Source organism: Pseudomonas sp. MPB26 (assembly GCF_046605355.1).
GTDB classification, from domain to species: Bacteria; Pseudomonadota; Gammaproteobacteria; order Pseudomonadales; family Pseudomonadaceae; genus Aquipseudomonas; species Aquipseudomonas cedrina.
Genome location: NZ_CP176793.1, coordinates 4,778,700 through 4,790,720, shown reverse-complemented (window position 1 = coordinate 4,790,720; position 12,021 = coordinate 4,778,700). Strand labels below are relative to the sequence as shown.

Below are 12,021 nucleotides of genomic sequence, written 5' to 3'. Positions count from 1 at the left end.
CTACTTCCCATTGGCGAGCGCGGTGTGGATGATGAAATCGCAATCCATCATGTCGTAGTCACGCTCGAAGTCCCCGTAACTCTCATGGTGGGTAAACCCCGACTTGAGCACCTCCCCTTTCAACTGGCCCGGTAACAAGGGATAAACCTGCAGCCTGAACTGCTCGGCATCATCGAAGGAATAGATGAACTCACATATATGCTCATCAACCTGCCCCAAACTGACTGAAGCATTCGTACCGCAATAATAGTAATTACCGCTGGCCTTGTAGTTGCCCGCGCGAATGGCGAAGAAATTGCGCTGATCGACAATCAGCAAACCGCCCGGCTTGAGCAATGCCCTGAATTTTGCCAACACCTTCAAGCGCTCGTGGGCTTCAAACACATGGCACAGCGAACTGCCCAGGCACACGACGGCGTCGAATTGACCCAGCTCCTGAGGGTCCAGCGAGTGCCAGTCACGGTAATGGGATTCGATGCCCACCTCATGTTCGCGAAAGTTCGCCCGCGCCTTAGTCAACATCGTACTGCTGCCATCGGTCGCAACAACATCAAAGCCAGCCTTCTTTAGCTGCACCGCGTGAAAACCACTGCCTGTCGATACATCGATGACCGAGCGCACACCGTGCTTGCGCAACAGGTTTTCAAAAAAGCCGCGCTCTCCTTCCTTTCTTTTTTTCCAATCGATCAATTCATCCCAACGCTCCACGAAGTCTGCGGAGTATTGCGCGGAATAACTGGCGACTTCGTTGTGCTTGTGTCTGGACAGTTGATTCATCACACACCTACCAGGTTGAATTCTTGAAAGAGCGGTACTTGCTCGCCAGCTCGCGGGCAAACTCGGCGGCTTGCTCGACAGCCATGGTGTCTTTGGAATAGCCCAGCATCGACTGCATGACGGCCATGCATTGCGGGTTGTAGGTAACGGAGCCATCACAGTGGATCGCGTCGATGCCGTCCTGGCTCTGGCAGATGGTGTTGATGCGCACCGCCTCGTCCTGCGGGCAGGCCTCGGAGAACTGCACCTGGATGCGCCCATCGTGCAACCACACCGGATAACCGCCCGGAAGCCCGAGGGGGCCCGGCGCATGCACCAGCACCGGCGTCGGGGAAAACAGCCCTTCGATCACCGTGACGGCGGAGCATGCGGTAAGGAACTGCCCGTCCACCCCGCCCAGGCGGTGGAACTCGGATTTGACCGTGGCGAAAATCGCTTCGGCCGGTAGTCGGGGTGCGTGCGGCAGGCCGCGCACCTCGTACAACAAGCGGTAGCTGGCACGCGGCGGCAGGCCACCGCGCGGCACGTAGTGGCTGAAATAATGCTGGGCGTAAAGCTGCACTTGCACATCGCCGGGCGCGCATTCGAGCAGCCGCGCAATGGAAAAACGCACCGCCGGAACCAGGTTGGCCACATTGCCCACGCCGATATCCGGCGCCAGGCCGATGCGCCCCAGGATCGGATTGACCGCATCGGGGAACGCCGCGTTGACGGTTTTGGTGGTAATGCCGGCGGCCTTTACCGCCTGCATCAGGCAATGCATCAACGTCAGGTGCATCGGCAGCCAGGGGCCGAACTGCGCCTGGTCGAGCTTTTCGAACGATAGCTTGGGCAACCCGGTAATCACTCGCCATGACTGCAGCGACGCGCAGTTCACCAGGATATCCGGCGCCTCTTCACGCAGCCGTTGCGCCACCTTGTCGATATCCGTCAGGTCGGCAATCAGCGGCTTGATGCTGATGAACCGCCCCAGTTGCGCGCACGACAGCGCCACCAGGTTGCACAGCCGGATCGTGGCCTCTTCATCACGGCCCAGCACCACGAAGTCAAAGGCGTTTTTCGGCCCGAGAATTTTGAGGATCTGCAGGCACAGGTTGCCCGCCCCCACCAGCAGGAGTTTTTTCTTGCGGATCGACGGGCTCATCGCGGGTAGGCTCCGTTGTCGACCGGGATCACTCTGCCGGTAAGGTGACGCAACGCGTCGCCCACCAGCAGCAGAATGACCTCGGCCACGGCGCTGGGCAGGATGGGGTCCTTGAGGACTTCCTGGCGGGCATATTCGGCGCGCCGGTAGTCGGGGATGGTGTCGTAGATCGCGGTCTCATGGATCAGCGCCGGGGACACTGCGTTCACCCGCACGAACGGCGCAAAGTTCCAGGCGTTGGCCTTGGTCAGGCCGATCACCGCCGCCTTGGTCGCACCGTAGAGGGCATCGCAGCTGCCCACTTCACCGGCCACCGAGGCGATATTGACGATGCTGCGCGGCGCTTCGTGCTGCATTTCGCGCTCGGCGAAGTCCTTGGACAGGTAAACCAGCGCCTTGAGGTTGACGTTAAGGATCTCGTCTATTTGCTCATCGCAATAGGCATAGACACTTTTGCCGTGGTAAATACCGGCGTTATTGACCAAACCGTAAATAGTGGCATGGCGTTCATACAGTGAGGGAATAAAACCCTTGATAGTGGTCATCTCTGAAAAGTCTGCAACATGTGCCTCGAATACATCAGCGCCATACAGACTTTGCAACGTTTCCAGACCCTCGGCGTCCTTATCGGCACCGATAACGAAGTAGCCTTGTTGAATCGCCCTTTCGACAGTCGCTCGACCAATGCCGTTGGCCGCCCCGGTGATAATCAGCTTCTTCATGCAACCGTCCTTATTGACAGAATTCATTCATGCGCGCGTAGAAAGTTCGGTGGTATTCGTACATCGCTTTTAACTTGGGATACTGCTCGAACAGCGTGGTATCGATGGACTGTTCAGGCGGCGCAACAATTCGTTCGCTGTTTTCTGCATCCACATGCCAACGACGCCACGTCTTCCATTGCTCTGGACATTCACGTTTCCAGGTCATGGCCTGTGGAAGAAACTCAATACTCAAGTGATCGCAGAGTTTACGTATTACTCGTTCCGGCTCGGCGGCCAGATCATCGGCATTAATCACATAAGGCACTTTGCCGGTGAGTTTGGTGACCACACAAAATATGTCATACAACGCCTTATGCCCGATCGCGTGTAATGGCATATCGGGGTGCACCCGATGATGGGAAATAATGCTGCGGGCAGGCTCGCGGATAAGAAAGATATTGTTCTGTTGCGCAAGAAAGCCCGCATCAACTTTTAAATCATCCAAACAGTGATAACACATGTCTTTGTGAAAGACGTTTGACCGTTCCCGCGCCGTCATCAGATGCTCTTTGATGCCCTGATAAGTCGTGGGCAAACTGTGATCCCACTCATCCGAAGGAATCGCCGATTCCTTGGAAAATGCCATGTGCGCAAAGGGCTCGTGGAAGACCTCGAAATCCCCGCGTTCGATAAACACGCGCTCCAGCACGGTGGAACGCGAACGGGGGTGAGCCCACAACCCGATCATCCGGTTCATGCGATCACTCCGAACTCGGCGGCCAGCAATGCGTTGAGCGCGCGCTTGAAGGGTTTTGTCACCGGGCAGAGCCGCACGCAGTAATCCGCCAGGCGCCGGTGCGCGCTGTTGGCTTCATTGCAGGCGTTGATAAAGGCTTCGTGATTGCCGAAGTCGTACGGATCGATGCCGTCGGCAACGTAGGCTTCGTAGAAATACGGGATGCGGATCAGCTTCGCGAAAGTCGCGACGGGCGGTTTCCAGGCCTGCAGCGCAGGCATCACCGGCTTGCCGTGGCTTTCGCGCTCGACCAGAAACTCCACCACGTCCGGCGTCAGGGTGTAGCAGGTCGCCGTGTGCCCGGTCTTTTCCAGATGCCAGCACTGCTTGTTGCCACGTTCGTCCACGTCGACTTTTATGCTGGAAAGCAGGGTATTGACCGGCACGTGTGACGCCGCTACCCATTCCTGGATCTGCTGGTAAATCATCAGTTCGGCCCAGCGCAGTTCCTCGGCGCTCAAGACCAGGCCACGCTCGGCCGCCTGCAACGCGAATTCGGGCTGGCTGGCGAAACGCCCGATCATAAAGGTGATCACGTACTTGCAGCGCCGGGTGTCGATGCCCTTGCTACGCGCGACTGCCATGCCACGCTCTATGGCCTGGATACCGGCCTGGAATTGGGCGACGGTGAAGCAGAAGGTGATATTCACCGACGCGCCCTGAGCCACCAGATGTTCGACGGTTGCCAACCCCTCCAGGCTGCCTGGCACCTTGACCATCACGTTTGGCGCCAGGCGCTGCAGTTCAAGGCCCCTGGCGGTCATGCGTTCGGTACAGCGCGCGTCCGCGGGATCGACCTGGGCGCTGATCCAGCCTTCGACCTGGGCCGACTGAACCCACCGCGATTTAAGCATCGCGGCGCCTTCGAGGATGACTTCGTTGTACAGTTGCTTGCGCAACTCATGGGGAGACAGGCTGGCCAGATTGAACCGCGATGACCAGTACTCGCGCTTTTCGAGGATGACGGCCGTCACCAACCGCGGATTGGTAGTCACGCTGCACAAACCCTGCGGCGCGCAGAAATCGGCCGGCATCAACGTGCCTATATAAGCAGCCGCCGCCGGGTATTTTTCCAACAGGTGTTGTTTATAAGGCAAGTACAGGGCTGGCGATGAATCCCACCACACTTGCGAACCCGGATCATTGCGCTTAAGTCGTTCTATGTAACCGAGTGTATTCACGACGCCTCTTCCCTGAGTCATTGGGATAAATTAAAAATGGCCAGCATTTCACGGATATCAATAATCGGTCGTGCGCCGGCGGCGACCAACTGCGGATGCCGATGCGGCGGCCCCAAGCCCAGCACTTGGATATTGGCGGCGATAGCCGCCTGAATACCCGTAACACTGTCTTCAATTACCAGCGCTTCACTTATATCAACGTTGTAATGGTCGCAGGCCGTCAGAAACACCAGGGGATCAGGTTTCCAACTGCCCAGCTCATAACAACTGAATATCCGCCCTTCGAAATAAGAAAGCAGCCCGACCTGGCGCAAGCAATGTTCTATCTTTTCGCGCGGCGCACTGGAGGCGACGCAATAGGGCACCGTCAGCGCTTGCAAAACATCAACAATCCCATCGGTGGCTTTTAAATCGAGCGTCAATGCTGCTAATGCCTGCTTGCGAAAGTGCTGTTCAAAGTCATTGTCCAGACGAACATTTAAAAGTTGCTCAGCCTCGCGTAAACAATCAGCAATCTTGCGCCCACGAAAGTGCTCGATAAACCGTGTCGCATCAAGAACGGTATTGCCCTGTGTATTAAGCATGGCGATCAACACCGACAGGGTGATTTCTTCACTTTGTACCAGTACGCCGTCGCAATCAAAGATGACTAACTTAGGCACCCCCTTCAGGGCAGTCTCTTTTACCCGAACGGGCAGTTCCCTTGGATCGGCCGAGAGGCACATACATATCTCTGATCATGGCCCCGCGATGACTTCCGAACTACCAACGGAGCGGGTTGAGGTGTGCCTATAAGACACGTGGCGAAAAAGCCTGTCAAACGCTTTTGAACGGTTTTTTAGTATCTTATGGTTATTTTTTATAGTTCTGTTATTCCATTTTCCACCATGGTTGTAGTCGCTAATTTCACACGGCTGAACTTCCCTGGCGCGCCGTCAGTCAGCTACTTGAACTCACGGATTTAAGGCTGGGTGAGCAATGCGTATCTCGTTGGAGCAACAAGTGGCGCTGGTGACAGGCGCCAGTTCCGGAATCGGTGCCGGCGCGGCGAAGGCCCTGGCGCAGGCCGGCGCGGCGGTGGTGCTGAACTACAACGCCAAGGCGGCGCCCGCCGAGGCCCTTGCCGCGCAGATCAATGCCAGCGGCGGCCGGGCGGTTGCCATCGGTGCCGACGTATCCCAGGAAGCTGATGTGCAGCGCATGTTTGCACAGGCCCTGGATGCGTTCGGCCACCTGGACATCCTGGTGGCCAACTCGGGCCTGCAAAAGGACGCCAACCTGGTCGACATGAGCCTGGACGACTGGAACAAAGTGATCGGCGTCAACCTCACCGGCCAATTCCTGTGTGCCCGCGAAGCCGTGAAAATTTTCAATCGCCAAGGCGTGCGCGAAGGCGTGTCACGGGCTGCGGGCAAAATCATCCACATGAGTTCGGTGCACCAGTTGATCCCCTGGGCCGGGCATGCGAACTATGCGGCGTCCAAAGGCGGCGTGGAGATGCTGATGCGCACCCTCGCCCAGGAAGTCAGCGAGCAACGCATCCGCATCAACGGCATAGCGCCGGGGGCGATACGCACCGCGATCAATCGCGCGGCCACCGAAGGGGCGGCGGAGCAGGAGCTGCTCAAGCTGATTCCCTACGGGCGCGTGGGCAATGTGGAGGACGTGGCCAACGCCGTGGTTTGGCTGGCCAGCGATGCCTCCGATTATGTGGTGGGCAGCACGCTGTTCATCGACGGCGGCATGAGCCTTTACCCGGAGTTTCGTGGCAATGGTTGATTTAAAAAACGAACCACAGAGTGCCATCGATGCCCACGGCATTATCGGCGACATGCGCAGCGCCGCACTGGTGAATGATAAAGGCAGCATCGACTTCTTCTGCTGGCCTGAATTCGACAGCCCGTCGATCTTCTGTTCGTTGCTGGACACCCCCGAGGCCGGTATTTTTCAACTCTCCCCGGACCTGCCCAACGCGCGCCGCGAGCAGATCTACCTGCCCGACACCAATGTGCTGCAAACCCGCTGGCTGAGCGACCAGGCCGTGGTGGAGATTACTGACCTGCTGTCCGTCAGTGAGGAAATAGATGACCTGCCCCTGTTGATCCGCAGGGTGCGGGTCGTCAGTGGCAAGGCCCAGTTTCATCTGCGCTGCGCGGTGCGCCACGATTACGCGCGCACGCCTACCCATACCAGCCTCGACAACGGCACGGTGTGCTTCAGTGCCGAAGGCCAACCTGGCCTGCGCCTCTCTGGCAGCCACCCGTTGCAGGTCAAAGACGGCGCTGCCGTGGCGAGCTTCGCTCTGGACGAGGAGGAAGGTGCCGAGTTCGTCCTGGGCGGCCAGGAGGATCAACGCGTGGACGGCGGCTGCACCGACCTGGCGCTGGCCCACACCGTGAAGTTCTGGCGCGGCTGGATCGCCCAGTCGAACTACCGTGGGCGCTGGCGCGAAATGGTCAACCGTTCGGCCCTGGCGCTGAAACTGCTGACGTCGCGCAAACACGGCGCGATCATTGCCGCCGCCACCTTCGGCCTGCCCGAGGCGCCCGGCGGCGAACGCAACTGGGATTACCGGTACACCTGGATCCGCGACGCCTCGTTCACCGTCTATGCCTTCATGCGCCTGGGTTTTGTCGAAGAAGCCAACAGCTACATGCGCTGGCTCAGGGGCCGTGTGAGTGACTGCTGCGCGCAGCCGACACGGATCAATATCCTGTACGGTATCGACGGTCGCCAGGAGCTGCCTGAAGCCGAGCTTGACCATTTCAAAGGCCACGGTGGTGCCCGGCCCGTGCGCATCGGCAACGAGGCATTCGACCAGGTCCAGTTGGACATCTACGGCGAGCTGATGGACGCGGTGTACCTGGTCAACAAGTACGGCGAAGCGATCTCCCACGAAGGCTGGAAACACACCGTGGAAGTGGCCGATCAGGTCTGTGAAATCTGGAATACCCAGGACGTGGGCATCTGGGAAATGCGCGGCGAGCAGCATCATTTTCTGCATTCGCGCCTGATGTGCTGGGTCGCGCTGGACCGCGCCATCCGCTTGGCGTCCAAGCGCTCGTTGCCAGCGCCGTTCGCGCGCTGGGACCAGACTCGTCAGGCGATCTATGCCGACATCTGGAGCAACTTCTGGAATGAAGAACGCGGGCATTTCGTGCAGTACATCGGCAGCACGGCGCTCGACGGCTCGATGCTGCTGATGCCGTTGGTGCGGTTCGTCGCGGCGACCGACCCACGCTGGCTGTCGACCTTGCAAGCTATCCAGAAAAACCTGGTGCGCGACGGCATGGTCTATCGCTACCGCAACGAGGGCCAGATCGATGGCCTGCAAGGCACCGAAGGTGCATTTGCGGCCTGTTCGTTCTGGTACGTTGAATGTCTGGCCCGCGCCGGGCAAGTGGAAAAGGCTCACCTGGAGTTCGAACAGTTGCTGCGCTATGCCAACCCGCTGGGCTTGTATGCCGAAGAGTTCGACAGCCAGGCCCGCCACCTGGGCAACACGCCCCAGGCGTTGAGCCACCTGGCGTTGATCAGCGCGGCGACGTTTCTGGACCGCAAGCTCAGCGGGCAGAAGACGACCTGGCAACCCTGATGCCGCCATCGCGGGCAAGCCCGCTCCCACAGTTGAAATGCACTCTCCTGTGGGAGCTGGCTTGCCTGCGATAGCCATCTTTCAGGCGCCGATAGCTGCAATGGCCCCTACCCCATCACGGTTTCGGCTAGAGTTTCAACACCGCTGGCCAGCCGAAAAAAGTGCCCTATGACCCTGACCGCTCCGTTGCTTTACGTGCGCACCTCCATGCTCGATGTGGCTTATGAAGCCCACGGCCCAACCGACGGTGAGCCTGTGATCCTGCTGCATGGCTTTCCCTACGACCCACGCGGCTATGACGCGATTGCGCCGGTACTGGCCGGGCGTGGTTACCGCGTACTGGTGCCATACCTGCGCGGTTACGGCCCGACGCGGTTTATCAATGCCCAGGTAATGCGCTCCGGGCAGCAGGCGGCGCTGGCCAAGGATTTGCTGGAATTCATGGACGCATTGGCGATCCCGCAAGCGACCCTCGCCGGGTACGACTGGGGTGGACGCGCCGCCTGCATCGTCGCGGCGTTATGGCCTGGGCGGGTACGCGGGCTGGTGACCGGGGACGGCTACAACATCCAGGACATCGCCCAGTCGCCCAAGCCGCGGGCACCGGCGACGGAACATCGGTTGTGGTATCAGTACTACTTTCATACCCAGCGCGGTGTCGACGGGTTGACCGCCAACCGCCGCGAACTCTGCGCCTTGCTGTGGTCGCTGTGGTCGCCGTCCTGGGCTGAAGGGCCGGGGCTGTATGCGCAGACGGCGCCGTCGTTCGATAATCCGGATTTTGTCGAGGTGGTGATCCATTCCTATCGTCACCGTTTCATGTATGCGCCTGGCGACCCGGCGCTGGAAGCCATCGAGCAGGCCCTGGCGTTGCAACCGGTGATTTCGGTACCGAGCATTTCATTGTGCGGTGCCGATGATGGCGTGGGCCCGCCGCCCGAGGTGGATGATGATGTGGAACGGTTCAGCGGTTTTTACCGGCGGCAGGTCCTGCCGGGCGTGGGCCACAATATCCCTCAGGAAGCGCCGCAGGTGACCGTGGCGGCCATCCTTGAGTTACTCGCCGGCGCTTAAGGCGCTGCCGCGAGCCTGAAACTGAACACGCTGCCCTGCCCCGCCACGCTCTCTGCCCAGAGAGTGCCGCCGTGCGCCTGGATAATCCCGTGGGAGATATACAACCCCAGGCCACTGCCGGTGGGGTTGCCTTCGCGGGACGTCCAGTAGCGTTCGAAAATGTAGGGCAATTGCGCCGCACCGATGCCCGCGCCGTTATCGCACACGCGAAACAGCACGTGGTCGTCCGCCACAGCCGCGGGCTTGAGATGCCGGTCCCGGCCTCCTGATGCTTGATGGGTTGGCCACTCCAGTTCACCGTGGATTTCAGCTCGGGGCGAAACCACATCACGGCATTGTTAACCGGTTTAGGCAGGCGGATGGCCAACAGCCCGCTGGCGATTGCCTGATAGGCCGCGGCCGCGGGGAAGTCCACAGCCAGTTGATGACTGGACACTACGCCCTTGCCCTGCTGCTGCACCCAGGGGTAAAGGGCGCGAATTTCAGCCTCGGTCGGGCAGGCCCCAAAGCAGTGCAGGCGCTCCTCCACCAGAATCGCCAGGCCATGGGCGTCAGTCAGGTCGAACAGGGTTTGGGCATGAGGCAGCAAGCTTTCCATCACATCAAGCGTGTCCCCGGCCATGGCGCCGGCCAACGCATCGATCATGACGGTTTTTTCCTGCTGCTGGCGACGGCCTTCCTGTTCCTGAAGCAAGGTGATCTGCATCGACAGCAACTGGCCGATGCTGCTGCAGGCCGTGCGCAACTCATGGGGCACACGCAACGGCTCGCGGTGACCGCAGGTGATCAGGCCCCAGAGCTGATCGTCCTTGAGCAGGGAAATACTCATGGATGAGCGCACGCCCATGTTTTTCAGGTAAAGGCAGTGCACCGGCGAGACGCTGCGCAGCACCGCGAAGCTGAGGTCGAGCGGGCGACCGTTATCGGGGCGCAGCGCAGGCAAGATCGGCACCGGCTGGTAGGCCGCATCGGGAATCACACGGATCCAGTTGAGCCGGTAAAGCTCGCGGGCCTGGGGCGGGATGTCCGAGGCGGGAAAACATAGGCCCAGGTAAGGCTGCATGCCGTCACTCAGGGATTCGCCGATCACCTTCCCGTGCCCCTCCTGTTCGAAGCGGTACAGGGTGACGCGGTCGTAGCCGGTCAATGCGCGGATCTCGGTGACGCAGGTCTGGTACAGCCCATCAAGGCTCTTCGCCGACTGCAGGCGGCGCAGGGTTCGGGCAACGTGCAAGGCAGCAGCATGCCGGGGTGACACGGCGCGCTCCAACTCAAGAAACAGCAAGCCCTGGTGGCGATGCAGCAACGCGTCGAACAGCTCGCCGTTGAGCGTCACTTGATGCAACTCGTCTTCATCGGCATCCAGGTCCGCCAACGCCAGGCGCACCTGAGCCAGTGCGTGCGCGCCGATCAGGCTGCCCAGCGCCTGGCCGGACAGCGGCGCGGCGCCCAGGCCCAGCTCGGTATTGACGTTGGTGCTGGCCTGCAGCACCACAAGCGCCGGTTCACTGAGCGTCAGCAGCCATCCATGGGGCTGGATCGAACCGGGAATGTGGATAGGCTCGCTGGCGCAATCGTCCCGCAGAGGATCGGCGCTGATCGCAGGCAATGGCGTCATGAGCAGGGTTACGCCGGGGGGCGAAGGAAAAAGCGGTGCAGTCGGGGGCGATCACTGCGCAAGATAGTTGGCCAACATAGCACCTTGCTTCAGTGGCGTACGTTTTCGTTCAAGCCGGGAGGCAAAAGCGTTCGCGGTAGGCCTGGGGCGTAACGTCCAGGGCGCGAAGGAAGCTGCGGCGCAGGGTTTCCTCGCAACCGAACCCACACTGCACGGCGATACGTTTGATCGACGCGGTGCTGTCAGCCAGTTGCCGGCGCGCGGCTTCGACGCGCATCAATTCGACCGCTCGCGCCGGGGTCTGGCCGGTTTCGGCGCGGTAGTGGCGCACAAAGCTGCGCTCGCTCATGCCAGCCTGGGCGGCCAGGGTCGGGATGTTCAGATCCAGGCTCAGGTTTTCCGCAATCCAGGCATGGAGTTCTGCGAAGCGGCTGTCATCTTTTTGCAGGGACAGGGTCACACTGAATTGCGACTGGCCACCGGGGCGCTTGAGAAACACCACCAGGTGCCGCGCCACCTCCAGGGCCACGGCGCGGCCCAGGTCTTGCTCCACCAACGCCAGGCACAGGTCGATGCCAGCGGTGACACCGGCGGACGTCCAGACGGCGCCCTGCTGGATGAAAATCGGGTTGGACTCCACCGTCAGCGAAGGAAACTTGCGCGCCAGCTCGTCGCAACGCGTCCAGTGGGTGGCCACGCGGCAGCCGTCGAGCATGCCGCTGGCGGCCAGAAGGAACGCGCCGGTGCACACCGACGTCATGCGGCGGGTGTGCCTGGCTTTTTCACGCACCCACTCCACCAGCGCCGTGTCTTCAGCCGCGCCGTACACTCCCCAGCCGCCGGCGATCACCAGGGTGTCGCATGGCGCATCAACGGCAGGCAGCGGCTCGGCCACCAGGGCCAGGCCGGACGAGGTCATCACCGGCTGCGTTTGCGCGGCAACCACCGAAACGGCATAGGGCAAGGGCTCACCGCGTTGGCGCGCCAAGTCGTTGGTGGAGGCGAATACCTGCAAAGGCCCGGTGACATCGAGCACCTGGGCATTGTCGAAAGCGAGTACATGGACGATTCTGGGCATGATTGGCGCGATTCGTGGGCTCAATGGCGTATTCGCCAAAGCCTAAGCCCCTAG

The 12,021-nt window shown here is 60.4% G+C and carries 11 protein-coding genes and 1 pseudogene; 3 read left to right on the top strand and 9 right to left on the bottom strand.

Translation table 11 applies throughout. The annotated features are described in order from the left end of the window. Genes ACLH0H_RS22240 through ACLH0H_RS22215 form a run of 6 tightly spaced genes read right to left on the bottom strand, consistent with a single transcriptional unit; the run spans window position 1 to window position 5,327 of the window. Complete coding sequence (locus ACLH0H_RS22240) at window positions 1–777, bottom strand: class I SAM-dependent methyltransferase (protein ID WP_411379642.1); 777 nt, start codon at window positions 775–777, stop codon at window positions 1–3. 7 nt (window positions 778–784) lie between these two features. Then, a complete protein-coding gene (locus tag ACLH0H_RS22235) occupies window positions 785–1,921 on the bottom strand; it encodes a hypothetical protein (protein WP_411379641.1) in 1,137 nt (378 codons plus the stop codon). Further along, on the bottom strand, window positions 1,918–2,643 hold the full coding sequence (locus tag ACLH0H_RS22230) for an SDR family NAD(P)-dependent oxidoreductase (RefSeq protein ID WP_411379640.1): 726 nt from the start codon (window positions 2,641–2,643) through the stop codon (window positions 1,918–1,920). Before ACLH0H_RS22230 ends, ACLH0H_RS22235 begins: the two co-directional genes overlap by 4 nt. A 10-nt stretch (window positions 2,644–2,653) precedes the next feature. Then, window positions 2,654–3,382: a sulfotransferase family protein gene (locus ACLH0H_RS22225; protein ID WP_411379639.1), complete on the bottom strand. Its 729-nt coding sequence runs from the start codon at window positions 3,380–3,382 to the stop codon at window positions 2,654–2,656. Further along, window positions 3,379–4,602, bottom strand: coding sequence for a transaldolase family protein (locus tag ACLH0H_RS22220; RefSeq protein ID WP_411379638.1), 1,224 nt, complete (start codon window positions 4,600–4,602; stop codon window positions 3,379–3,381). The genes ACLH0H_RS22225 and ACLH0H_RS22220 overlap by 4 nt, the downstream gene beginning before the upstream one ends. Before the next feature lie 17 nt (window positions 4,603–4,619). Further along, the gene (locus ACLH0H_RS22215) at window positions 4,620–5,327 is read right to left on the bottom strand and encodes an HAD family hydrolase (protein ID WP_411379637.1); all 708 of its coding nucleotides are present in this window, start codon (window positions 5,325–5,327) and stop codon (window positions 4,620–4,622) included. Window positions 5,328–5,580: 253 nt separating this feature from the next. Here ACLH0H_RS22215 and ACLH0H_RS22210 point away from each other — a divergent pair, with 253 nt between their 5' ends. From ACLH0H_RS22210 to ACLH0H_RS22200, 3 genes are all read left to right on the top strand, one after another. Beyond that, window positions 5,581–6,381, top strand: coding sequence for a glucose 1-dehydrogenase (locus ACLH0H_RS22210; protein WP_411379636.1), 801 nt, complete (start codon window positions 5,581–5,583; stop codon window positions 6,379–6,381). Next, the gene (locus ACLH0H_RS22205; RefSeq protein ID WP_411379635.1) at window positions 6,374–8,197 is read left to right on the top strand and encodes a glycoside hydrolase family 15 protein; all 1,824 of its coding nucleotides are present in this window, start codon (window positions 6,374–6,376) and stop codon (window positions 8,195–8,197) included. The genes ACLH0H_RS22210 and ACLH0H_RS22205 overlap by 8 nt, the downstream gene beginning before the upstream one ends. 168 nt (window positions 8,198–8,365) lie before the next feature. Beyond that, window positions 8,366–9,271, top strand: a complete 906-nt coding sequence (locus ACLH0H_RS22200) for an alpha/beta fold hydrolase (RefSeq protein ID WP_411379634.1) — start codon at window positions 8,366–8,368, stop codon at window positions 9,269–9,271. Here the strand turns inward: ACLH0H_RS22200 and ACLH0H_RS22195 are convergent. The 3 genes and pseudogenes from ACLH0H_RS22195 to ACLH0H_RS22185 form a co-directional block, all read right to left on the bottom strand. Further along, window positions 9,268–9,477: a sensor histidine kinase gene (locus tag ACLH0H_RS22195; RefSeq protein WP_411382446.1), complete on the bottom strand. Its 210-nt coding sequence runs from the start codon at window positions 9,475–9,477 to the stop codon at window positions 9,268–9,270. The two genes, ACLH0H_RS22200 and ACLH0H_RS22195, sit on opposite strands and share 4 nt — an antisense overlap. Window positions 9,478–9,584: 107 nt before the next feature. After that, window positions 9,585–10,889, bottom strand: a pseudogene (locus ACLH0H_RS22190) (GAF domain-containing protein); the annotation flags it as partial. Between the two features lie 109 nt (window positions 10,890–10,998). Beyond that, window positions 10,999–11,967 (bottom strand): GlxA family transcriptional regulator, encoded by a 969-nt coding sequence (locus ACLH0H_RS22185; protein WP_411379633.1) that lies wholly within the window; start codon window positions 11,965–11,967, stop codon window positions 10,999–11,001. Between the last annotated feature and the right edge of the window lie 54 nt (window positions 11,968–12,021).

What these genes read in the sequence shown, in the direction of transcription:
- ACLH0H_RS22215 (WP_411379637.1), bottom strand. Translation starts at nt 5,327, where the DNA reads ATGTGCCTCTCGGCCGATCCAAGGGAACTGCCCGTTCGGGTAAAAGAG.
- ACLH0H_RS22205 (WP_411379635.1), top strand. Translation starts at nt 6,374, where the DNA reads ATGGTTGATTTAAAAAACGAACCACAGAGTGCCATCGATGCCCACGGC.
- ACLH0H_RS22240 (WP_411379642.1), bottom strand. Translation starts at nt 777, where the DNA reads ATGAATCAACTGTCCAGACACAAGCACAACGAAGTCGCCAGTTATTCC.
- ACLH0H_RS22210 (WP_411379636.1), top strand. Translation starts at nt 5,581, where the DNA reads ATGCGTATCTCGTTGGAGCAACAAGTGGCGCTGGTGACAGGCGCCAGT.
- ACLH0H_RS22185 (WP_411379633.1), bottom strand. Translation starts at nt 11,967, where the DNA reads ATGCCCAGAATCGTCCATGTACTCGCTTTCGACAATGCCCAGGTGCTC.
- ACLH0H_RS22235 (WP_411379641.1), bottom strand. Translation starts at nt 1,921, where the DNA reads ATGAGCCCGTCGATCCGCAAGAAAAAACTCCTGCTGGTGGGGGCGGGC.
- ACLH0H_RS22230 (WP_411379640.1), bottom strand. Translation starts at nt 2,643, where the DNA reads ATGAAGAAGCTGATTATCACCGGGGCGGCCAACGGCATTGGTCGAGCG.
- ACLH0H_RS22225 (WP_411379639.1), bottom strand. Translation starts at nt 3,382, where the DNA reads ATGAACCGGATGATCGGGTTGTGGGCTCACCCCCGTTCGCGTTCCACC.
- ACLH0H_RS22200 (WP_411379634.1), top strand. Translation starts at nt 8,366, where the DNA reads ATGACCCTGACCGCTCCGTTGCTTTACGTGCGCACCTCCATGCTCGAT.